Source organism: Sinomonas flava (assembly GCF_039531875.1).
Lineage (GTDB): Bacteria > Actinomycetota > Actinomycetes > Actinomycetales > Micrococcaceae > Sinomonas > Sinomonas flava.
This window is the reverse complement of sequence record NZ_BAAAQW010000002.1, coordinates 288770-309703: the sequence shown is the minus strand read 5'-3', so window position 1 is coordinate 309703 and position 20934 is coordinate 288770. Positions and strand designations below refer to the sequence as shown.

20 protein-coding genes are annotated in these 20934 nt (G+C 71.2%); 9 read left to right on the top strand and 11 right to left on the bottom strand.

Annotated features, from left to right (window positions below; translation table 11 throughout):
* Positions 1–21: 21 nt before the first annotated feature.
* The gene (locus ABD298_RS02290; RefSeq protein WP_344298064.1) at positions 22–1578 is read right to left on the bottom strand and encodes a circularly permuted type 2 ATP-grasp protein; all 1557 of its coding nucleotides are present in this window, start codon (positions 1576–1578) and stop codon (positions 22–24) included.
* A 91-nt stretch (positions 1579–1669) separates the two neighbouring features.
* On the opposite strand from ABD298_RS02290, the gene pepN reads away from it, so the two are divergent.
* A complete protein-coding gene (gene pepN, locus ABD298_RS02285; protein ID WP_344298062.1) occupies positions 1670–4282 on the top strand; it encodes an aminopeptidase N in 2613 nt (870 codons plus the stop codon).
* Positions 4283–4330: 48 nt separating this feature from the next.
* Here pepN and lplAB read toward each other — a convergent pair whose 3' ends face one another.
* Together lplAB and ABD298_RS02275 are read right to left on the bottom strand one after the other, a co-directional pair.
* A complete protein-coding gene (gene lplAB, locus ABD298_RS02280; RefSeq protein WP_344298060.1) occupies positions 4331–5389 on the bottom strand; it encodes a lipoate-protein ligase LplAB in 1059 nt (352 codons plus the stop codon).
* Between the two features lie 107 nt (positions 5390–5496).
* Positions 5497–5754 carry a type B 50S ribosomal protein L31 gene (locus ABD298_RS02275; protein ID WP_208712510.1) on the bottom strand — a complete coding sequence of 86 codons (258 nt, stop codon included), beginning with the start codon at positions 5752–5754 and terminating at the stop codon, positions 5497–5499.
* A gap of 120 nt (positions 5755–5874) precedes the next feature.
* Between ABD298_RS02275 and ABD298_RS02270 the strand changes: the two genes are divergently transcribed.
* On the top strand, positions 5875–6909 hold the full coding sequence (locus ABD298_RS02270; RefSeq protein ID WP_344298057.1) for an AAA family ATPase: 1035 nt from the start codon (positions 5875–5877) through the stop codon (positions 6907–6909).
* Here the strand turns inward: ABD298_RS02270 and ABD298_RS02265 are convergent.
* From ABD298_RS02265 to ABD298_RS02255, 3 genes are read right to left on the bottom strand one after another with little or no spacing between them, the layout of a single operon-like run.
* The gene (locus ABD298_RS02265) at positions 6883–7755 is read right to left on the bottom strand and encodes a TrmH family RNA methyltransferase (protein ID WP_344298055.1); all 873 of its coding nucleotides are present in this window, start codon (positions 7753–7755) and stop codon (positions 6883–6885) included. The two genes, ABD298_RS02270 and ABD298_RS02265, sit on opposite strands and share 27 nt — an antisense overlap.
* 23 nt (positions 7756–7778) lie before the next feature.
* On the bottom strand, positions 7779–8576 hold the full coding sequence (locus ABD298_RS02260; protein WP_344298053.1) for a sulfite exporter TauE/SafE family protein: 798 nt from the start codon (positions 8574–8576) through the stop codon (positions 7779–7781).
* 1 nt (position 8577) lies between these two features.
* The gene (locus ABD298_RS02255) at positions 8578–9393 is read right to left on the bottom strand and encodes an ABC transporter ATP-binding protein (protein WP_344298051.1); all 816 of its coding nucleotides are present in this window, start codon (positions 9391–9393) and stop codon (positions 8578–8580) included.
* A 69-nt stretch (positions 9394–9462) separates the two neighbouring features.
* Here ABD298_RS02255 and serB point away from each other — a divergent pair, with 69 nt between their 5' ends.
* Positions 9463–10338: a phosphoserine phosphatase SerB gene (gene serB / locus ABD298_RS02250; protein ID WP_344298049.1), complete on the top strand. Its 876-nt coding sequence runs from the start codon at positions 9463–9465 to the stop codon at positions 10336–10338.
* Between the two features lie 123 nt (positions 10339–10461).
* Here serB and ABD298_RS02245 read toward each other — a convergent pair whose 3' ends face one another.
* Positions 10462–11205, bottom strand: coding sequence for an SDR family oxidoreductase (locus ABD298_RS02245; protein ID WP_344298047.1), 744 nt, complete (start codon positions 11203–11205; stop codon positions 10462–10464).
* A gap of 55 nt (positions 11206–11260) precedes the next feature.
* Positions 11261–11986 carry a beta-ketoacyl-ACP reductase gene (locus ABD298_RS02240; protein ID WP_344298045.1) on the bottom strand — a complete coding sequence of 242 codons (726 nt, stop codon included), beginning with the start codon at positions 11984–11986 and terminating at the stop codon, positions 11261–11263.
* 132 nt (positions 11987–12118) lie between these two features.
* On the opposite strand from ABD298_RS02240, the gene ABD298_RS02235 reads away from it, so the two are divergent.
* From ABD298_RS02235 to ABD298_RS02220, 4 genes are read left to right on the top strand one after another with little or no spacing between them, the layout of a single operon-like run.
* A complete protein-coding gene (locus ABD298_RS02235; RefSeq protein WP_344298043.1) occupies positions 12119–12583 on the top strand; it encodes a DUF3099 domain-containing protein in 465 nt (154 codons plus the stop codon).
* Between the two features lie 11 nt (positions 12584–12594).
* Positions 12595–12819: an acetone carboxylase gene (locus tag ABD298_RS02230; RefSeq protein ID WP_344298163.1), complete on the top strand. Its 225-nt coding sequence runs from the start codon at positions 12595–12597 to the stop codon at positions 12817–12819.
* Complete coding sequence (locus ABD298_RS02225; RefSeq protein WP_344298041.1) at positions 12819–13682, top strand: SURF1 family cytochrome oxidase biogenesis protein; 864 nt, start codon at positions 12819–12821, stop codon at positions 13680–13682. Before ABD298_RS02230 ends, ABD298_RS02225 begins: the two co-directional genes overlap by 1 nt.
* Positions 13679–14161, top strand: coding sequence for a YbaK/EbsC family protein (locus ABD298_RS02220; protein ID WP_344298039.1), 483 nt, complete (start codon positions 13679–13681; stop codon positions 14159–14161). Before ABD298_RS02225 ends, ABD298_RS02220 begins: the two co-directional genes overlap by 4 nt.
* A gap of 3 nt (positions 14162–14164) precedes the next feature.
* Here the strand turns inward: ABD298_RS02220 and ABD298_RS02215 are convergent, their stop codons facing one another.
* Together ABD298_RS02215 and ABD298_RS02210 are read right to left on the bottom strand one after the other, a co-directional pair.
* Positions 14165–15766 (bottom strand): ABC-F family ATP-binding cassette domain-containing protein, encoded by a 1602-nt coding sequence (locus ABD298_RS02215; protein WP_344298037.1) that lies wholly within the window; start codon positions 15764–15766, stop codon positions 14165–14167.
* An 87-nt stretch (positions 15767–15853) separates the two neighbouring features.
* On the bottom strand, positions 15854–17515 hold the full coding sequence (locus ABD298_RS02210; RefSeq protein WP_344298035.1) for a RecQ family ATP-dependent DNA helicase: 1662 nt from the start codon (positions 17513–17515) through the stop codon (positions 15854–15856).
* A gap of 179 nt (positions 17516–17694) precedes the next feature.
* On the opposite strand from ABD298_RS02210, the gene ABD298_RS02205 reads away from it, so the two are divergent.
* A complete protein-coding gene (locus tag ABD298_RS02205; protein WP_344298033.1) occupies positions 17695–18456 on the top strand; it encodes an energy-coupling factor ABC transporter ATP-binding protein in 762 nt (253 codons plus the stop codon).
* Positions 18456–19079: an energy-coupling factor transporter transmembrane component T family protein gene (locus ABD298_RS02200; RefSeq protein WP_344298031.1), complete on the top strand. Its 624-nt coding sequence runs from the start codon at positions 18456–18458 to the stop codon at positions 19077–19079. The genes ABD298_RS02205 and ABD298_RS02200 overlap by 1 nt, the downstream gene beginning before the upstream one ends.
* A 58-nt stretch (positions 19080–19137) precedes the next feature.
* Here ABD298_RS02200 and selB read toward each other — a convergent pair whose 3' ends face one another.
* Positions 19138–20934: a selenocysteine-specific translation elongation factor gene (gene selB / locus ABD298_RS02195; protein WP_344298029.1), complete on the bottom strand. Its 1797-nt coding sequence runs from the start codon at positions 20932–20934 to the stop codon at positions 19138–19140.

Sequence of the window (20934 nt, the reverse complement as noted above, 5' to 3'; positions counted from 1 at the left end):
GGCTCGCCTGGGCGGGCGCGCTCACTGCTGCTGCTCCGCCTGGCGGTCGCGCCAGTTGCTCTCGACGGGCCAGACGCTCGTGCGCTCGCGGATGCTGATCGAGTGGCGTGGCTCGGCCTCCACCGGGACGTCCGCCGACTGCGCGAGCACCCAGGTGTCCTTCGACCCGCCGCCCTGGCTCGAGTTGACGATGAGGGAGCCCTCCTTGAGCGCCACCCGGGTGAGGCCCCCCGGGAGGACCCACACGTCGTCGCCGTCGTTGAGGGCGAAGGGGCGCAGGTCCACGTGCCTGGGCCCGAACTTGTCCCCGGACAGGGTGGGAACCGTGGAGAGCTGCAGGACCGGCTGGGCGATCCAGCCGCGCGGGTCGGCGATGACGCGGCGGCGGAGGGTGTCGAGCTCCTCGCGGGTCGCGTCGGGGCCGATCACGAGGCCCTTGCCGCCGGAGCCGTCGACGGGCTTGACCACGAGCTCGTCGAGCCGGTCCAGGACTTCCTCGCGCGCGTCGTCCTCCTCGAGCCGGTACGTGTCCACGTTGGCCACGATGGGGTCCTCACCGAGGTAGTACCGGATCAGGTCGGGAACGTACGAGTAGACGAGCTTGTCGTCCGCGACGCCGTTGCCGACCGCGTTCGCGATCGTCACCCCGCCCGCACGGGCGGCGTTGACCAGGCCGGGGCAGCCGAGCATGGAGTCGGAGCGGAACTGCAGGGGGTCCAGGAAGTCGTCGTCGATCCTCTTGTAGATGACGTCGACGCGCTGCTCGCCCGCCGTCGTGCGCATGTAGACCCGGTTCCCGCGGCAGATGAGGTCGCGTCCCTCGACCAGCTCGACGCCCATGAGCCCGGCCAGGAGCGTGTGCTCGAAGTAGGCGGAGTTGAAGACGCCCGGGGTGAGCACCACGACGGTGGGCTCGTCGACGCCGGCGGGCGCGGTCTTGCGGAGGGCCGAGAGGAGACGCCGGGGGTACTCCTCGACGGGGCGGATGGGCTGCTGGCTGAACGCCTCGGGCAGGCCCTTCGCCATGGCGCGCCGGTTCTCGAGGACGTAGCTCACGCCCGAGGGCACGCGCACGTTGTCCTCGAGCACGCGGAACGTCCCGGCGGCGTCGCGCACGACGTCGATGCCCGAGATGTGCACGCGCACGCCGCCGGCGGGCTCGAAGCCGTGGACCTGGCGGTGGAAGTGCTGGCTCGTCGTGATGAGGCGGCGGGGCACGACGCCGTCAGCCACGACCGCCATCTTGGAGTAGACGTCGTTGAGGAACGCCTCGAGGGCTCTGACCCGCTGCGCGACCCCCTTCTCGAGGACCGCCCATTCGGCGGCCGAGATGACCCGGGGCACGATGTCCAGGGGGAACGGCCGTTCCTCCCCGGCGAAGTCGAACGTGACGCCCCGGTCCAGGAAGGTCCGCGCCATCGAGTCGGCGCGGGAGCTCACATCGGTCAGGTCCAGACCGTCCAGCGCCTCCGCGAGCTGGCGGTAGCTTGGGCGCGCTACCTGGTCTGGGGCGAACATCTCGTCGTACGCGCCAGTACGGGCGGCGGCGACGGAGTAGTCCTCGAAGAGATCCGACATAGGGGACAGCTTTTCACCTATCCCCCGCTGACGCATAACGGGGCCCGCCCCGGGCCCCTGCGGTGTCGGGGCGTCGTGGTTGAATGGCCGCGTGCACACCCAGAACCTGCGCCGTGAGGAAGCCGCCGCCCGGGCCCGCGTGATCTCGGTCGACTCGTACCACGTCACGCTCGACGTCAGCGATGCGGAGGACCCGTCCGCGACGTCGTTTGGCACCACGAGCGTCATCCGCTTCAGCGCTGAACCGGGGGCGGAGACGTTCGCGGACTTCGTGGGCGAGGCGGTGACCGAGGTCCGGCTGAACGGCCGCCTCCTCGACGAGGCCATGGTGTACGACGGCGCGCGGCTCCGGCTGGCAGGCCTGGAGGCCGAGAACCAGCTCGAGGTGACGGCGCTCGGCCGCTACTCGCGCTCCGGCGAGGGCCTCCACCGGTTCACCGACCCCGCGGACGGGAAGACGTACCTCTACACCCAGTGCGAACCTGCGGACGCGCGCAGGTACTTCGTGAACTTCGAGCAGCCCGACCTCAAGGCGACCATTGCCTTCACGGTCCTCGCCCCCGATGGGTGGCACGTGAGCGCGAACGGGGCCCTCGCCGCGGTCGGCGCGGCGGGCGGGGACGCCGGCGTCGTGCGCTGGGACTTCTCCCCCACCCAGCGGATGTCGACCTACCTCGCGGCCGTCGTCGCCGGTCCCTACCACCGCGCGACTGACGAATGGCAGGGCACGACGCGCGACGGCGAGCGGCTCACCATCCCGCTCGCGGCCTATTGCCGCGCGTCGCTCGCAGCCAGCTTCGACGCGGACCGCATCTTCGACCTCACGCGGCGCGGCCTGGACTTCTACCATTCCGTCTTCACGCCGGGATACCCCTGGGGCAAATACGAGCAGGCGTTCGTCCCCGAGTACAACCTCGGGGCAATGGAGAACCCCGGCCTCGTGACGTTCACCGAGCAGTACGTCTTCACCTCACGCGCCGCTGAGTCCCAGTACGAGGCCCGGGCGAACACGCTCCTGCACGAGATGGCGCACATGTGGTTCGGCGACCTCGTGACGATGCGCTGGTGGGACGACCTCTGGCTCAAGGAGTCGTTCGCGGACTTCATGGGTACCTTCGCCGTGGACCGGGCCACCGGCTGGCGGACGGCGTGGGTGAACTTCGCGAACCGGCGCAAGGCGTGGGCGTACGTCCAGGACCAGCTGCCTACCACGCACCCCATCGTCGCCGACATCCCAGACCTCGAGGCAGCTGAGCAGAACTTCGACGGCATCACCTACGCCAAGGGCGCCTCCGTCCTCAAGCAGCTCGTCGCCTTCGTGGGCGAGGACGTCTTCTTCGACGCCGCCCGCTCGTACTTCCGGGCGCACGCCTACGGGAACACGAGCCTGACGGACCTGCTCGCGGCCCTCGAAGAGGCCTCGGGCCGCCCGCTGCGCGAGTGGGCGGAGCGGTGGCTGCAGACGTCCGGGCTGAGTGTCCTGGAGCCGGTGGCGGAGCACGACAGCGACACGCTGGCCCGCGTGGCCGTCCGGCAGACCGCTGTGGACCCCGTGACCGGGCGCGAGGCGCTGCGCCCCCACCGGCTCCGGGTGGGGCTCTACGCGCACGACGCCGCGGGCCGCCTCGTGCGCACAGCGTCGGCCGACGTCGAGGTCACCGGCGCACTCACCGAGGTGCCGGAGCTCGTGGGCCAGCCGGTCCCAGAGCTGGTCCTGGTCAATGACGAGGACCTCACCTACGCGAAGGTTCGCCTGGACCCAGCGTCCGAGCAAACGGTGCGCACGTCGCTCGGCGACCTCGACGACCCCTTGGCCCGCGCGCTGTGCTGGACGGCCCTGTGGCACGCCGCCCGCGACGGCGAGGCGCCAGCGCAAGAGTACGTGCGCGCCGTCGAGCGCTTTGCCGGCGCGGAGACGACCGTCGGGGTGCAGCTGACGGTGCTGGACAACGCCCGCACCGCGATCGAGAGGTACACGCACGGCGAGGGCCGGCCCGAGCTCCGCGAGAAGTACCTCGCCGTGGTGGCCCATGAGCTCCGGGCGGCCGCGCCGGGCTCGGACCAGCAGCTCGCGTGGGCGCGTGCGCTCGCGGCCGGGAGCCGGTACGGGGGCGGCCAGCTCGGCCTCGTGCGCGGCCTCCTGAGCGGCAGCCAACAGGTACCGGGCCTCGTCGTCGACCAAGACCTGCGGTGGCCCCTGTGGCAGGCGCTCGCGGCGCAGAGCCAGGCGGGAGCCGCGGAACTCGACGCCGAGCTCAGCAGTGACCGCACAGCCAAGGGGCGTGTGGGCCATGCGCTGGCCATGGCCGCCCGTCCCGACCCGAAGGTCAAAGAAGCGGCGTGGAAGGCGGCGGTCGAGGGCGAAGGCCTCACCAACGAGCTGCTTACTGCCACGGTCGAAGGCTTCATGGCGGGTCCGGTGGCCCTCCGCCAGCACTTCACGGAGCGCTACTTCGCCTCCCTCACCGGGCTGTGGGCGGACCGCTCGCAGGAGATCGCCACCCGGCTCGTGCGAGGCCTCTTCCCTGCCGACGCGGTGCTCGCGGTGGACCAGCGGCCCGACGAGGACCCGGTGCTGACGCGCACCGACGCGTGGCTCGACGAGAACGCGCACGCCCCGGCCGCGCTCCGCAGGCTCGTCGTCGAGGCGCGGGACCACCTGCACCGATCACTGAGCGCGCAGTACCGCTCGCGCCACGGCTGAGGAGGAATTGCAGGTCGGCCACACCGAGGGTGCTGGGCGCTCACACGCCTACGGCACCCGGTGGAGCCACTCGCGGGTGGCGAACTTGCGCTCCGCGAGGGCCCGCGCGTCGGCGAGGGACTCCTGGGACAGCGCCACGCGGCGGGCGCCGTAGCGCGCCTCGAAGGTGGACATCATGGCCTCGAAGAGGTCCGCGCGCGCGAGGCCGGTCTGGCGCTTGAGCGGGTCAACGCGCTTCTTGGCGCTCGCGATGCCCTTGTCGGAGATCTTCTCGCGCCCGATCCGCAGGACCTCGGTCATCTTCTCGGCGTCGATGTCGTAGCTCATGGTGACATGGTGAAGGAGGCCGCCGTTGGCGAGGCGCTTCTGCGCGGCCCCGCCGATCTTGCCGGCCTCGGTCGCGATGTCGTTGAGGGGCTTGTAGAACGCCTTGACGCCCACGGACGCGAGGGCCTCCATGACCCACGCGTCGAGGAACGGGTAGGAGTCGGCGAAGGAGAGGCCGTCGACGAGGGACGCCGGGAGGTACAGCGAGTACGTGATGCAGTTCCCGGCCTCCATGAACATCGCGCCGCCGCCGGAGATCCGCCGGACCACCGTGACCCCGTGACGCGCGACCCCGTCCGGATCCACCTCGTTCCGGTACGACTGGAAGCTGCCGATCACCACGGCGCGCTCGTCCCAGTCCCACAGCCGCAGCGTCGGGTTGCGCCGCCCCTCGCCGACCTCGCGGGTGAGCACCTCGTCGAGGGCGACGTTGTCGGTGATGGAGAGAGCGCTGGGAGGGATGACTTCCCAGCTGTGGTCGGCCCACGTGGTCGCGTGGCCGAGGGCGCGGCGCACGGCGACGGCGACGGCATCGGCGTCGAACCCGAACATCACCGTGGTGGGGCCCACGGCGTCGGCGACGGCGGCGCTGATCGTCGCGTTCGGGGCGAGCACCGACAGGCCGACGAGTGCGCCGTTGATGTCTGCAAGGGCCTCGTCGGGTTCGAGGAAGAAGTCCCCGTTGATGCTGGCCGCAGCGATCTCCCCGTCCTCGGACATGAGGTCCGCGACCACGAGCTTTCCCCCGGGCACCTTGTATTCGCCGTGATGTTCAGCCACGGCTCAAGCCTAGACCCGCGGACTGCCCGGACCGGGCCGCGTGGCCCCGGAGACGGCGAAGGCGCCGCCCCTGTACGGGGCGGCGCCTTCGAGCGGCAGGGCCTGGGTCAGGCCTTCTTGCCGAAGTTCTTGAAGCGGGCGTTGAAGCGCTCGACACGGCCAGCCGAGTCCATGATGCGCTGCTTGCCGGTGTAGAACGGGTGCGACTCGGAGGAGACCTCGACGTCGATGACGGGGTAGGTCTTGCCGTCCTCCCACTCGATGGTCTTGTCCGAGGAGACCGTGGAGCGCGTGAGGAACTTCTTGCCGGAGGCGAGGTCGTTGAAGACCACGTACTCGTACGACGGGTGGATATCAGACTTCACAATAGGCCCTTTGCTTATGCCCCTGGATTTTGCCAGAGGCCAGGTGTGAACGCCCTCCCGATTGGAGGGCCAGCAGTCAATGCTACCAGCTCCGCAGCCCTCGAGTACTACAGTGGGTGCATGGCTTCCAGCCGCCATCCGCTCGACGACCTGCGCGAAACCATCGGCCGGCTGGCCGATCAGCTCAAGCTGCCCGGTTCGGAGCGCGTGGACGACCTGGTCGGCGATCTCATCGGTGTAAGGCCCGGCCCCGCCAGACCGCTGTCCGAGGTGCAGGCCGAGCTCGACGCGCTGGTCGGACTGGAGACTGTGAAGGAACAGGTCCGGGCCCTCGTCGCACTGCTCCAGGTCCAGGCCCGCCGCAAGGCGCACGGCCTGCCGGAAGTGGCCACATCACAGCATCTGGTGTTCCTCGGAAACCCCGGCACGGGAAAGACCACCGTAGCGCGACTCCTGGCCGAGATGTACCGTGCGGTCGGTCTGCTGCAGAAGGGCCATCTGGTCGAGGTTGACCGCTCGGGCCTCGTGGGGCAGTACGTCGGCGCGACGGCCATCAAGACGGACCGGGTGATCCGGCGTGCGTTGGACGGCGTCCTGTTCATTGACGAGGCCTACGCGCTGGCTCCGGAGGACGGCCGGACGGACTTCGGCCCTGAGGCGATCGAAGTCCTGCTCAAGCGGATGGAGGACCACCGCCACCGTCTGGTCGTGATTGTGGCCGGGTATCCGCGGCTGATGGCATCCTTCCTGCTCTCGAACCCCGGACTGCGCTCCCGCTTCGCCCGCGAGATCACCTTCCCCGACTACTCGGTCGACGAACTCCAGACGATCTTCCACCAGATGCTGGCCCAGCACGAGTACACGCTGGAGCCGGGTGCGGACCAGATGCTGCGCCGCATCCTCGCCGGGCTCCACACGGGCGAGGACTCCGGCAACGCGCGGTTCGCACGCACGCTGTTCGAGCAGGCGCTCAACCGTCAGGCGCTGCGGCTGTCGCTTGACGAGGGACAGAGTCTCGACGCGCTCGATCGCGAGGCCGTCATGACGCTCACCGCGGACGACATCGTCGAGGCGGCGCTTGCCTTGGGCGAGCAGCCGGAGCCGGAACCGACGCCGGAATCGGAGCAGTCACGCTGGTGGCGCTGGCTGACCTGACCGCGTCGCGTAGAAGGCAACAGCCGACGACGCCGCGACGTTGAGGGAGTCGACGCCGTTCATCATCGGGATCGTGACCCGCCTGTCGAGCACACTGTCCGTCTCCGGCGTCAGTCCTTCACCCTCGGTACCGAAGACCAGTGCGAGGTTCTCGTGGTCCTCGGCGACCAGCTCGTCCAGCGTGATCGCGCCCTCCCCCAGCGTCATCCCCGCCACGACGTAGCCCGCGTCCTTCAGGAGAGCGACATCCTCGGGCCACGACTCGATCCGCGTCCACGGCACTTGGAAGACAGTACCCATGGACACGCGGATCGAGCGGCGGTAGAGCGGATCGGCGCACTGTGGCGTCACCAGCACCGCATCGACACCGATCGCTGCGGCGCTGCGGAAGACCGCGCCCACATTCGTATGATCGGTCAGGTTCTCAAGCACCGCGATCCTCGAACGTCCTCTCTCAGGATCGGCGCCCAGTTCCCGACGGGCGCCGGCGAGCAGCTCGGCGACGGGCACCGGGGCGGGCCGGTGCATTGCGGCCATCGCGCCGCGGTGCAGGTGGAAGCCGGTGATCTCCTCGAGGAGCTCGGGCGGGCCGACGAACGCGGGAACGTCCGGGTGCTCCGCGAGGACGTCGGCGAGGCCCTCGAGCCATTTCTCGGCGAGGAAGAACGAGCGTGGCTGGTGGCCCGCCGCGAGCGCCCTCCGCAGCACCCGGGACGATTCGGCGATGTAGAGGCCCTCCGCGGGCTCGCGCACCCTGCGCAGGTGCACGTCGGTGAGCTGGGTGTAGTCGGCCACGCGCGGGTCGTCCGCGGAGGCCAGCCGGACGATCTGCGAAGACTCTGCCATGGATGCTCGGACCGTGACGGCGCTCAGCCGTTGACCAGCTTGCTGATCATGTTGATCAGCGCCATCACGCCGAGGAGCACGATGACGACCCGCAGCACCGCGGGCTTCATGCGCCGGCCGATGCCAGCGCCGAGGAAGCCGCCAATCGTGGAGCCGACCGCGATCAGCAGCACGACGAGCCAGTTGATCCGGTCGAACGCGAACAGCAGGTAGGCGACCGCCGCGACCAGGTTCACGACGAGGCTCAGGACGACCTTGATCGCGTTCGACTGCTGGAGGGTGCCGTGGAAGAAGATCCCGAGCACCCCCATGAGCAGGACGCCCTGCGCGGCCGTGAAGTAGCCGCCGTACACACCGATGAGGAACGTCAGCACGTAGAGGATCATGGGGACCTTCTGGTGGTCCGCCTCCTCCGGCGTGATGTGCTCGAGCGACTGCCTCGCCTTCGCCCACGCCGACAGGCGGGGCTGGAAGATGACCAGGAAGATCGCGATCACGATCAGGATCGGGGCCACGATGCCGAAGACCGTCTCGGGCAGGTGCAGGAGCAGGAACGCACCCACGAGGCCGCCCACGAGCGAGGCCGGGAGGAGCCGCAGCAGCGTCCGCTTCGCACTCACCGCCTCGCGCCGGTACCCGTACGCCCCCGAGAAGCCCCCGGCCACGAGGCCCATCGCGTTCGAGATGATCGAGTTGACGGGGCTGTAGCCGAGGGCCACGAGGATCGGGAACGTCACGAGAGACCCGGAGCCAACGATCGTGTTGATCGTCCCGGCCCACAGGCCGCCGAGGAAGACGAGCGCTTCGCGCCAGAACTCCACGTCAGGACGCCGAGGCGGCGGCCGCGATCGCGCCGTCCTTCGCGGTGGCCGTGTAGCGGCCGTCCCGTGACACGACGTTCAGGGGCATGCCGAAGGTCTCGCTCAGGTTCGCCTCGGTCAGGGTCGAGGTGATCGGGCCGGAGGCGACCACGCCGCCGTCGCGCAGCAGGAGCGCGTGCGTGAAGCCGGGCGGCACCTCCTCGAGGTGGTGCGTGACGAGCACGAGGGCGGGCGCGTCGTCGTCGGACGCGAGCTCCGAGAGGCGCTGCACGAGCTCCTCGCGCCCGGCGAGGTCGAGGCCGGCACCGGGCTCGTCGAGGAGGAGGAGCTCGGGGTCCGTCATGAGCGCCCGGGCGATCTGCACGCGCTTGCGCTCGCCCTCGGACAGCGACGCGAACACCCGGCCCAGGAGCGGGCCCATGCCCCACTCGTTCAGGAGGCGGAAGGCGCGGCGCTCGTCGTCCTTCTCATACTCCTCGTTCCAGCGGCCGGTCACGCCGTAGGCAGCGGTCACGACGACGTTGAGGACCTTCTCGTCCTCGGGGATCTGGTTGGCCAAGGCTGCGGAGGCCAGGCCGATGCGGGGCCGGAGCTCGAAGACGTCAACCTTGCCGAGGGTCTCGTCCAGGATGCCGACGGTTCCGCGCGTGGGATGCATGCGCGCCGCGGCCAGCTGGAGGAGCGTGGTCTTCCCCGCCCCGTTCGGTCCCAGGACAACCCAGCGCTCCCCTTCGCGCACCTGCCAGTCGATGCCGCCCAACAGCGTCTTCCGCCCCCGGACGACGCTGACCCCGGACAGCTGGAGTACATTGCTCATGACTTCTGACCCTAGTGCAGAAAGTTCGCCCGCCGCGAACCATCGCCCCGCTGGCTAGAATCCTGAACTATGCCTTCCTCCTTCGCCGCCGTACTGCATGCCCTCTCGCTCTCCCCCGAGGACGCCGCCGCGGCGACCCGGGCCCTCGAAGGCGCCGGCGCCGCCGTCGGGCCCTTCGAGACCTCCGGCGACGGCCGCTACGAGGTGATGACGGCCTCGGTGGCGCTCGACGACGCCCGGCTCACCGAGGCGCGCGAGGCTCTGGCAGGCCTGCGCGCCGGCGCCGGCCTGGTCCCGGCCACTCTGCTCTCCGCGGAGCGGAAGCTGCTCATCATGGACGTCGACTCGACCCTCATCCAGCAGGAGGTCATCGAGCTCCTAGCCGACTACGCCGGCAAGCGCGAGGAGGTCACCGCGGTCACCGAGGCCGCCATGCGCGGCGAGCTGGACTTCGCCCAGAGCCTTGTGGCCCGCGTCGAGACCCTCGCGGGGCTACCGGCGGAGGTCATCGACAAGGTGCGCGGCGCCGTCGTGCTCTCCCTCGGGGCGGACGAGCTCATCAAGGCCTTCCACGCCGCCGGGCATGTGGTGTGCGTGGTCTCCGGGGGGTTCACCCAGATCCTCGATCCGCTCGCTGAGGCGCTCGGGCTCGACCATGCAAGGGCCAACGACCTCGAGGTCGTGGACGGGAAGCTCACGGGCCGGGTCCTCGGGGAGATCGTGGACCGCGCCGTGAAGGAACGGATGCTGCGCACGTGGGCCGCCGAGCACGCCATCCCGCTCGAGCACTGCATCGCGGTGGGCGACGGCGCCAACGACCTCGACATGCTCGGCGCGGCCGGGCTCGGGGTCGCGTACAACGCCAAGCCGAAGGTCCGGGCAGCGGCCGACGCCGCCGTCGACATCCCCTACCTCGACGTCGTGCGGCATCTCGCGGGGGTGTGACCCCGCAACGGGATGCCAGGGACCCCGCAACGGTAGGGCAGGGACCCCGCAACGGTAGGGCAGGGACCCCGCAACCGCGCTCGTGGTTGCGGGGTCCCTGCCGCGTTCTTGCGGGGTCCCTGGTCAGGCCTGGAAGTGCTCGGCCCCGCCGACGTACTCGGTGTGGCCGGTCGGGACGTCGGCCGTCACCATCTTCGCGACCTCGGCGGCGAACTCCTCGACGGAGTAGAGCTTCCCGGCGGCCTCGCGGCGGGAGGCGATGGCGCCCGGCGCCGCGCGCTCCAGGAGGGTCGCCGTGATGGTGCCCTCGATCATGTCCCCCGAGACGACGACGAACGTGATGCCTTTCTCCGTCAGCCAGGGGACCAGTTCGCGCAGTGCGGTCTCGCCCGCGCGCTTGGAGCGGGCCACGGGCTCGTAGGCGTCCATCGTGTCCACCGAGTCGATGAAGTGCGCCTGGTGGCTCGTGACGAACACCACGCGCGAGCCCGGCTTCATGCGCTCAGCTGCGGCCTTGAGCATCGCAACCTGGGCGTCGCGGTTCAGCTTGAGCGCGTAGTCCTCACCGAGGCCCGACTCCATGCCGCCCGAGGCGTTGAGCACCAGGACGTCGAGCGAGCCGAAGGCATCCACCGCGGCCTGGGCGAGGGCGTCGACGTCGGACTGGTCGGTGAGGTCCCCGCCCACGGCAGTCGCACGGCCGCCGGCAGCCTCGATCTCGGCCACGACCTTGTTGGCGCGCGGCGCCTTCTGCCGGTAGTTCACGACGACGGCGGCGCCCTCGCCCGCGAGGATCTTCGCCGTGGCGGCCCCGATCCCCCGCGACGACCCCGTCACGATCGCCGTCTTGTTGTCCAGAAGTCCCATGCGCGTTCCCTTTGTGTCTGATTCGTCTGTGTCTGATTCGCCAACGGGCTGGGGGTCAGTGTCCCATGCCGAGGCCGCCGTCGACCGGGATGACGGCCCCCGTGATGTACGCGGCCTCGTCGCTCGCGACCCAGCGGACCACGTTCGCCACCTCCTCGGCCTCGGCGAAACGTCCGGCGGGGACGCGCGAGAGGTAGTCCTTCTGCGTCTCCTCGGGCAGCTCGGCCGTCATGTCCGTGTTGATGAAGCCCGGCGCGACGACGTTGGCGGTGATGCCGCGGGAGCCGAGTTCGCGCGAGTACGAGCGGGCGAGGCCCACGAGGCCGGCCTTCGACGCCGAGTAGTTGATCTGCCCCGGCGCTCCGTAGAGGCCCGAGACGGACGAGATGAGGATCACGCGCCCCTTGCGGAGGCGGATCATGCCCCTGGCGGCCCGCTTGACCACCCGGAAGGCGCCCGTCAGGTTCGTGTCCAGGACGGAGGTGAAGTCGTCCTCGCTCATCCGCAGCAGGAGGGTGTCCTTCGTGATGCCGGCGTTCGCCACGAGCACCTCGACAGGGCCGTTCGCCTCCTCGACCGCCTTGAACGCGGCGTCGATCGAGGCCTCGTCGGTGACGTCGGCCTGGACGCCGAGGATGCCTTCGGGAAGGTCCGTCGGCGTCCGGTACGTGACGGCGACCTTGTCCCCGTTGGCGAGGAACGCCTTGGCGATCGCGAGGCCGATGCCGCGGTTGCCGCCGGTGACGAGGACGCTGCGCGGGGAGGTTGCTTCCGGACTCACAGTGCTCCTTGGGAAGAAGTGGTTGGGAGGCACCGCTCGACGGCGCCGGTTCACGCTGCATCCTAGCGGCTGGCCACCCCGCTTGGACCGCCCGCGGCGGCGGTGGGACAATAGAGGGTGCTTGGGAGTGTGATGACGAAAGAATCTGAGGGCCGCACGGGCCGGGCCGAGGGCCAGCCGCAGGGCGTCGACGATGCCGTGGTGCACAGCATCACGACGGCCGCGCCCGGGCACAGCGTCGACATGCACCAGCGCATGGTCCGCTACTCGTTGGCGATGGGCATCCGCATGGTGTGCATCATCGCGCTGTTCTTCCTGGACGGCTGGTTCAAGCTGATCGCTGTCGCGGGCGCCGTCTTCCTCCCGTGGGTCGCGGTCGTGATCGCGAACGCCCAGACCAAGGCGGAGACGTACGAAAGCGACCTGTACGATGCAGTCCCGATCGCCGAACTGGGCACCGGTCCTTGGCAGCCCGCCGATCCGGGTTCAGAGACTATCGCCGGCGAGACCGTCGACGACGCACCGGGCAACCAGGCGCCGGGTGACGACGGCGAGGGCCGCGACGGCCCGGCGTCTGCGGGTGGAGGGGCCGCGTGAACCTGCTGGACATGGTCCCGGACCCCGCAGGGGCCCCGGAGACCCCCGTGTGCTCCCGCAAGGGCTGCCGCAGCGATGCGGTCTGGCGCCTTCTCTGGAACAACCCCAAGATCCACACCCCGGAACGCCGCAAGACCTGGCTCGCGTGCGACGAGCACCGCGCGTGGCTCGAGGACTACCTCCGGCAGCGCCTCCTGTGGCGTGAGACCCTGCCGCTGACGGAGGCCGCCCGCTGATGTACCGCTTCCTGATCTCCCGGCGCTGGCTGACCTATCTGGGCCTCGCCATCCTCTTCGCCATCGCGTGCGTGCTGCTGAGCCGGTGGCAGATGGCGCGCCTCGACGAGGCCAAGGCCAACATCGACCTGGTCACGCGCAACTACGACGCCACGCCCGTTCCCTTCGCTCAGGCGGCCGACCAGTTCGCCGCCCTCGATCCCCAGCGCGAGTGGATGCAGGTGGAACTGCGCGGTTCCTACGACGTCGATCAGACCCGTGTGGTCCGCAACCGGCCCAACGCCGGGCAGCCGGGCTACGAGGTGGTGGTGCCCTTCCGGCTCACCTCCGGGCAGGCCGTCATCGTGGACCGCGGCTGGCTGCCGATCGGCAACAGCGAGGCGGGGCGCCCCGACGTGGTGCCGGCGCCCCCGGCCGGCGACGTGACCGTCGTCGTGCGCGTGCGCCCGAGCGAGCCGACGCTCGACCGCGGCGCGCCGCAGGGCCAGCTCGCCTCCATCGACCTGCCGGCCTACGCCCAGCAGCTCCCCTACCCGGTGCTGACCGGCGCCTACGGGCAGCTGGCAAGCGAGACGCCGGCGGCGGCCCAGACCCCCGCCCCGCTGCCCAAGCCCCAGCCCGACGAGGGCATGCACCTCTCGTACGCCCTCCAGTGGCTCGCCTTCGCCGTCCTCATGTTCATCGGCTTCGGCTACGCGGCGCGCCAGCAGGCCCGCAACGACGCGATCGACCGGGCCGCCGAGGCCGCGCGGTCCGGTGAGGGCGCGCACGACGCCGCTCCCGCACCGCCGAGGAAACGACGGCGCGGCCCCACGGCTGAGGAAGAGGAGGACGCCATCCTCGACGCGCAGGGCTACCGGTGAGCGAGGCGCCGCACAGCGACCCCTCGGCCGTCGCGCGGGTCCGGGCCGCCCTGACGGCGGCGGGGCTCGCGGACACCGTCGTCACGTTCGAGGACGCCGTCCCCACCGCGGTGGCCGCAGCCGGCGTGCTGGGGTGCGAGGTCGGCGCGATCGCGAACAGCCTCGTGTTCGAGGTCGACGGCGCGCCGCTACTCATCCTCGCCTCCGGCGCCGCTCGCGTGGACACCAGGTTGCTCTCGCGCCGGCTGGGCGGGAAGGTGCGACGCGCCGCCCCCGAGTTCGTGCTCGAGCACACGGGCCAGCGCGTGGGCGGGGTTGCGCCGGTCGGCCATCCCGAACGCCTCCGCACGCTCCTCGACGTCCACCTCGCCGCCCATCCGCTCCTGTGGGCGGGCGCTGGTGACCACCTCTCGATGCTGTCGATCTCCTACGCGGACCTCGCCCGCGTCACCGAGGCCGAGGAGCTCGAGGTCCGGTAGCCCCTACGCGAGCGTGATGAGGTCGAGGTAGTCGGCGCTCCACAGGTCCTCCACGCCGTCCGGCAGCAGGACCACTCGCTCCGGGTTGAGCGCCTCGACGGCGCCCTCGTCGTGGCTGACCATGACGACGGCGCCCTTGTAGGTCTTCAGGGCCCCGAGGATCTCGCGGCGGCTCGCGGGATCGAGGTTGTTGGTCGGCTCGTCCAGGAGCAGGACGTTCGCGCTCGAGGCCACGATGGTCGCGAGGGCGAGGCGGGTCTTCTCGCCGCCGGAGAGGACGCCGGCGGGCTTGTCGACGTCGTCGCCCGTGAAGAGGAACGAGCCCAGGATCCCGCGCACGTCGGCGTCGCCGAGGTGGTCGGGGGCGGCGCTGCGCATGTTCTCGAGGACCGTCCGGTCCGTGTCGAGGGTCTCGTGCTCCTGGGCGTAGTAGCCGATCTTGAGGCCGTGGCCCGCGACCACCTCTCCGGTGTCCGGCGAGTCGACGCCCGCGAGCATGCGCAGGAGGGTCGTCTTGCCCGCGCCGTTCAGGCCCAGGATCACCACGCGGGACCCCCTGTCGACCGCGAGGTCCACGTCCGTGAAGATCTCGAGGGAGCCGTAGGACTTGGACAGGCCCTCGGCCGTCAGGGGGGTCTTGCCGCAGGGAGCCGGCTCCGGGAAGCGCAGCGCGGCCACGCGGTCCGAGACGCGCTCCTCCGCGACCCCCGCGAGGAGCCGCTCGGCGCGCTTGGCCATGTTCTGCGCGGCGACGGCCTTGGTCGCCTTCGCACGCATCTTGTTCGCCTGGTCCATCAGGACCTGGGCCTTCTTCTCCGCGTTGGCGCGTTCGCGCCGTCGTGCGCGCTCGTCCGTCTCGCGCTGGGTGAGATAGCGCTTCCAGCCCATGTTGTAGATGTCGATCACGGCGCGGTTCGCGTCGAGGTGGAACACCTTGTTCACGGTCGCCTCGAGGAGGTCGACGTCGTGGGAGATGACGATGAGGCCGCCCTGGTGCGCCTTGAGGAAGTCCCGCAGCCATGCGATCGAGTCCGCGTCGAGGTGGTTGGTCGGCTCGTCGAGGAGGAGCGTGTCGGCACTCGAGTACAGGATGCGGGCCAGCTCGACGCGCCGGCGCTGGCCGCCTGACAGCGTGCGCAGCGGCTGGTTGAGGATGCGGTCCGGGAGGGCGAGGTTCGCCGAGATCGCCGCCGCCTCGGCCTCGGCCGCGTACCCGCCGCCCGCGAGGAACTCGGCCTCGAGCCGGTCGTAGCGCCCCATCGCCTTGCGCTGGACCTCGGCGTCCTCGCTGGACATGTCCGTCTGGGCCTCGCGCAGCTTGCGCACGACGACGTCGAGCCCCCGCGCGGACAGGATGCGGTCCCGCGCGAGCTGCTCCATGTCCGGCGTCCGCGGGTCCTGGGGAAGATAGCCGATCTCGCCGGAGCGCGTGACAGTGCCCGCCGCCGGGAGCCCCTCCCCCGCGAGCACACGGGTGAGCGTGGTCTTGCCCGCCCCGTTGCGGCCCACGAGGCCGATCTTGTCTCCCTTGTCGATCCGGAAGTTCACCTCGTCCATGAGCAGGCGGGCGCCGGCGCGCAGTTCGAGGTTGGAGACAGTGATCACGTCAGTCGGGTGCCTTTCGGGGGATGCGGCCCGGACCTGGGCCTCATCCCATGGTATCGGCCCGGACGGGTGCCTCCTGACCCGGTGTCAATCCGAGGCGCCTCCCCGGACCAGCAGGCCCTCGTTGTCTTCGATCGCGGCCAGGGCGAGCTCCCGATAGCCCACGGAGTCGAAGAGCACGGTGATGCGGTCCGGTTCCACGCCCATGACGAGGCCAGGCCCCCAGTCCCGATGGCGCACCGGGTCCTGCATCGACCACCCGCCCGGCGTCGCGTCCTCCCGCTCCCGGGCCTGCTCGCGGCTGCCCGTCTCCTCGCACCGGTCGCAGTTGCCGCACCAGGCGGGGGCATCCTCGCCGAAGTAGTTCAGGAGCCACTGCCGGCGGCACAGGTCGGTCTCCGCGTACCCGCGCGCCATCTCCACACGCGAGGTGTCCACGCGCCGTCGTGCGTCCTCCTCTGCCACGGCGCGCTCAACGGCGTCGGGCCGCCCCACGCCGTCGACCGCCTGGAAGCCGTGCCGGCCACCACGGACGGCCCCGCTCGCCTCGAGGAGGGCAAGCGCGCGGGACTGGGCGCGCGCGCTCAGTCCCGTCTCGCTCCGAAGAGCCGTCGGCCGCGCGGGGCCAGCCCCGCGCACGGCGTCGAACACCGCCGCGAGGTGACCCTCTGCGACCGATCCCCCCGCGAAGAAGCGCTGGAGGCCGAGGTCCTCGGACCGATAGTGGAGTACCGCAAGCGCCGGATAGCCGTCCCGGCCGGCGCGGCCGATCTCCTGGTAGTAGCTGTCGAGGGAGTCGGGGATGTCAGCGTGGACGACGAACCGCACGTCGGGCTTGTCGATGCCCATGCCGAAGGCGGTGGTGGCCACGACGACGTCGAGCTCGTTGCCGAGGAACCGCGCGTGGACGGACGCCCGGTCCGCCGCACGCCGGCCGGAATGATAGGCCTCGGCGCGCAGCCCCCGCTGGGCCAGTGCATCCGCATAGTCCTCTGAGGCGCGTCGGGTCGCGGCGTACACCAGTCCGGGTCCTCCGAGCTCGGCTACCTCGTCGAGCACTGCGGCCCGCTTCTCGCCGTCGGTCGCGTGCCGGGTGACGCGGAGGGTGAGATTGGGCCGGTCGAAGCTCTGCACCAGTACGAGCGGGTCCACGAGGCCGAGCTTGGCGACGATCTCCGCACGCGTCTGCGGTGACGCGGTGGCAGTGAGGGCCACGGTCGTCGGATGGCCGAGCCGTTCCACCGCTCCCCCGAGGGTGAGGTAATCGGGACGGAAGTCGTGACCCCACGCTGAGATGCAGTGGGCCTCATCCACGACGAAGAGGTCCGGCCGGAGCCCGGCGAGCCGCGCGAGGGTGTCCTCGCGGGCGATCTGCTCGGGAGCCAGGAACACGAACCTGGCCTCCCCGTCCTCGAGCGCCTCCCACGCGCGGCGCTCAGCCCGCGCCCCCAGAGTCGAGTTCAGGGCGACGGCCCGCCCGGCTCCCAGGGTCTCGTTGAGGGCGTCCACCTGGTCGCGCTGGAGGGCGATGAGGGGGCTGACAACTACCGTGACCGCGTCCAGCGCCGCCGCAGGGACCTGGTACACCGCCGACTTGCCGTGCCCCGTGGGCATTACGGCGAGCACGTCGCGGCCGGTTGCAGCGGCCTGGACCGCCTCGAACTGGCCCTCGCGCCACTCGTCGAATCCGAAGCGCCCTGCGGCGGTCCGGCGGAGCTCGTCATCGGTCGGAGGCTGGTTCTCTGTCATCGTGGATGCGCCTACCCGTCGCGGCGGCAGCGGAAACGACGGCAGGCGCCGCACCCGGTTGTCGGCGCCCGCCAAAGCCAGCCCGGCGCCGTCGTGGGCCGCCCACAAAATGGAGCGTCGCCGCGGTGCGTAGCCTTCTGAGACAGAGGGCCGCGTCCGGCGGCAGCACAGGAGGAACCATGGCCTGCATCGAGATCGACGGCGTCTCCGTCGCCGTCCCCGTCGACGGGATGACGGGCGCGCCCTCCGACGCCGCCTCGAAGGTGCTGCTCGACGGCGTCCGCGCGACACTCACGGAGCCCCGCATCGCCGTCGTGGGTGCCAACGGGTCCGGCAAGTCCACGCTCCTCCGCCTGCTCAACGGGCTCGTCGAGCCGACCTCGGGGAGCGTGCGCATCGACGGCCTGGACACCGTCCGCGACGGGCGCGCGGTGCGCCAGCGCGTGGGATTCGTGTTCACGGACCCGCTCTCCCAGCTCGTCATGCCCACGGGGCGCGAAGACGTCGAGCTCTCCCTGCGCCGGAGGCACCGCAACCGGGCGGAGCGGGCTGCAGCGGCGCAGGCCGTCCTCGACAGGTTCGGGCTCGGGGCGCTCGCCGACCAGAGTGTGTACGAGCTCTCCGGCGGCGAACGGCAGCTCATGGCGCTCGCCGCCGTGCTCGCCGTCGACCCTGGGGTTCTCGTCCTCGACGAGCCGTCCACCCTCCTCGACCTGCGCAACCGCGAACTCCTGCGCCGCACGCTGGCCGGACTCGGTCAGCAGGTGATCCTCTCCACCCACGACCTCGAACTTGCCCTGGACGCTGATCGGGTCCTCGTCGTCGAGGGCGGCCGGATCGCCTACGACGGCGAGCCCGCCTCCTCCGTGGGCTTCTACCGTGAGCTCTGCGCCGCGCCTGCCGGGATCGCCGGTCCGCGCACGACGGCGGAGGGCAGCTGATGCGCGCCCGCTCGGCCGGGGGCCTGCTCGCCGGATATGTCCCGGGCAACTCGTGGCTTCATCGGGCGCCGCTGTGGGCCAAGTTCCTCGGCGTGGGCGCGGCAGGAGCGGCGAGCTTCGTGCTCCTGGACTGGCGTGTCTCCGTGGGGGGCCTGGGGCTCGCGGTCGCGGTCTGGCTCTCGGCGCGGCTCGGAGTCCGCCGTCTGGCGACGTCGTGGAAGCTCGTGCTGCCGTTCGCCGTCGTCCTCTTCGCGTTCCAGTCCTGGCAGCAGGGGCCGGAGACGGCGACGCGGATCGTGGCCAATCTGCTGCTGTGCTTCGTGGCAGCGGGACTCCTCACGGCCACGGTGCCGCTCGAGCGGCTGCTCGACGCAGTCGCGTCGCTCGCTCGGCCGCTCCAGCGCTTCGAAGCGGACCCCGAGCGGTTCGCCCTCGCGATCGCGATCATGCTGCGGAGCATCCCTGTGCTCGCTGGCGCGTTCGCCGAAGTGGGCGATGCTGCCCGTGCGCGCGGGCTCGAGCGCAGCGTGCGGGCCCGGACTGTTCCTGTGGTGCTCTCGGCGGTGGCCTACGCGCGGCGCACTGGCGACGCGCTCGCCGCCAGGGGCCTCGGCGACGACTGACGCCCGCGCCCGCCCTCGGCGCGGTGGCCCATGCCCAGCGGTCTGCGAAGCCTCGGGGCTAGCGGACCACAGCGCGGTGGCCCGCGTCCAGACGCCGGGTCCAGCCGCGAGAGTCGAGATGCTCCAGCAGCGGAACTGCAATCCGCCGCGTGGTGCCGAGCGCCTGGCGCGCCTGGCTCGTGGTGAACGGCTGCTCGAGGCGGGCGAGGACGCGCATCGCGAGGGCCGGCGCCGTCGGGAGGAGAACCACGCCATCGCGCAGCCGCAGCACGCGCCCCATCCGCTCGGCCGCGGCCAGCTCCCGGGCTCCCAACTTGAGGGCGGCCAACTCGTCGGCCTCCGGGGCGCGGAACGGGTCTGCGGTGAGCCGTCGCTCCAGGTCGGCAACTGCCGACTCCGCAGCACCGAGGCTGCCGTGGCCGCCGGGCAGCCGAACGCGGCCACCCTCCTGTTCGAGGCCGGCCTCCCGGACGATGTGGGCGAGGAGCCTCTCGTCGGGCAGGGTGAGCAGGTCGCGGGCCGCACCCATGGACAGGCCCGGGGTCAACGGGTCGCTCTCCTGAAGCGCCTCAAGCGCGGTGCGCAGCCGTTGCTGCCATGACTCGAAGACAGGGGCATGCACCCACCACTCGCGAAGGACGCGGATCCCCGCGGGCGCCGTCGCGGGTTCCTCTGAGAGCAGCCCGAGCCGGCGCAGATGCTGTTCCTGGACCGCGCCCCGCGCTGCCACTTCGCCCAGGACGTCACCTGCGGGGTCCATGTGCGCGAGCCGCTCCGCCCACCGGGCGCCGTCCCCGCGCCGTTGCAGTTCCGGTGGATCGGCATCGAGGACCCGTGCGCCGCCGAGGACCGAGCGGCTCCCCGGGTCACGCAGCACCAGACGGTCGCCGAGGACGAGCGGCAGGGGCCGGTCGAGGACGAGCCGGGCGTGGTCAGCTCCGAAAGGGCGCAGCCGGGCCGGCACGGACGCGGTGCCGACGTGGACCATGAGCTGCTCCGGCACCTCGGTGTAGGGCGCGCCCGTCGTCCGGCGGACGCCCAGGACACGCGTGGAGGGCCAGGCATCGGGGGTGACGAGTGCATCCCCGCGGCGGACATCCTCGGCGGCAACGTCACGGAGGTTCAGGGCCACGCGGCTGACCGGCCCGACCGAGGCATACGAGGCGTCACGGCTTTCCAGGCCGCGGACCACCACCGGCCGGGGATCGCCGTGGCCGAGGAGCTGGAGCAGGTCACCCTGGACGAGGGTTCCTGCGCCCAGGGTCCCGGTCACCACCGTTCCGGAGCCCGTGATGGTGAATGAACGGTCCACCCACAGCCGGACCCGGCCCGTCGGCGTGGGGGACGGCACGCCGGCGAGGACGCCGTCGAGCACTGCGCGGAACTCGGCCAGGCCCGTGCCTTCGGTAGCCGACACCGCCACGGCGGGCGCGTCCCGCAGTCCAGTCCCGGCCAGCTCTCGGCGGGCCTGTGCGAGGACGTCGCCGATCTCGCGGGCGGACGCCCGGTCGGCGCGGCTCAGGACCACGACGCCGTGCTCGATGCCCAGTGCCGCGACGGCGTCGCGGTGGTCGCCGGACTGCGCCTGCCAGCCCTCGTCGGCGGCAACGACGAAGCAGACGACGGGTGCGGGGCCGATTCCGGCGAGCATGTTTCCGAGGAAGCGCTCATGACCGGGGACGTCGACGAAGGCGACCTCCCGTCCCGACGCCAGAGTGGTCCAGGCATAGCCCAGGTCGATGGTCAGCCCGCGGCGCCGTTCTTCCTCCCAGCGGTCCGGCTCCATGCCCGTGAGGGCGCGGACTAGGGTGCTCTTGCCAGAATCGACGTGTCCGGCAGTGGCCACGACGTGCAT

What these genes read in the sequence shown, in the direction of transcription:
- selB (WP_344298029.1), bottom strand. Translation starts at nt 20,934, where the DNA reads ATGCACGTCGTGGCCACTGCCGGACACGTCGATTCTGGCAAGAGCACC.
- ABD298_RS02290 (WP_344298064.1), bottom strand. Translation starts at nt 1,578, where the DNA reads ATGTCGGATCTCTTCGAGGACTACTCCGTCGCCGCCGCCCGTACTGGC.
- ABD298_RS02265 (WP_344298055.1), bottom strand. Translation starts at nt 7,755, where the DNA reads ATGGCAGAGTCTTCGCAGATCGTCCGGCTGGCCTCCGCGGACGACCCG.
- ABD298_RS02235 (WP_344298043.1), top strand. Translation starts at nt 12,119, where the DNA reads ATGACGAAAGAATCTGAGGGCCGCACGGGCCGGGCCGAGGGCCAGCCG.
- ABD298_RS02200 (WP_344298031.1), top strand. Translation starts at nt 18,456, where the DNA reads ATGCGCGCCCGCTCGGCCGGGGGCCTGCTCGCCGGATATGTCCCGGGC.
- ABD298_RS02230 (WP_344298163.1), top strand. Translation starts at nt 12,595, where the DNA reads ATGGTCCCGGACCCCGCAGGGGCCCCGGAGACCCCCGTGTGCTCCCGC.
- ABD298_RS02270 (WP_344298057.1), top strand. Translation starts at nt 5,875, where the DNA reads ATGGCTTCCAGCCGCCATCCGCTCGACGACCTGCGCGAAACCATCGGC.
- ABD298_RS02245 (WP_344298047.1), bottom strand. Translation starts at nt 11,205, where the DNA reads ATGGGACTTCTGGACAACAAGACGGCGATCGTGACGGGGTCGTCGCGG.
- serB (WP_344298049.1), top strand. Translation starts at nt 9,463, where the DNA reads ATGCCTTCCTCCTTCGCCGCCGTACTGCATGCCCTCTCGCTCTCCCCC.
- ABD298_RS02255 (WP_344298051.1), bottom strand. Translation starts at nt 9,393, where the DNA reads ATGAGCAATGTACTCCAGCTGTCCGGGGTCAGCGTCGTCCGGGGGCGG.
- ABD298_RS02210 (WP_344298035.1), bottom strand. Translation starts at nt 17,515, where the DNA reads ATGACAGAGAACCAGCCTCCGACCGATGACGAGCTCCGCCGGACCGCC.
- ABD298_RS02205 (WP_344298033.1), top strand. Translation starts at nt 17,695, where the DNA reads ATGGCCTGCATCGAGATCGACGGCGTCTCCGTCGCCGTCCCCGTCGAC.
- ABD298_RS02225 (WP_344298041.1), top strand. Translation starts at nt 12,819, where the DNA reads ATGTACCGCTTCCTGATCTCCCGGCGCTGGCTGACCTATCTGGGCCTC.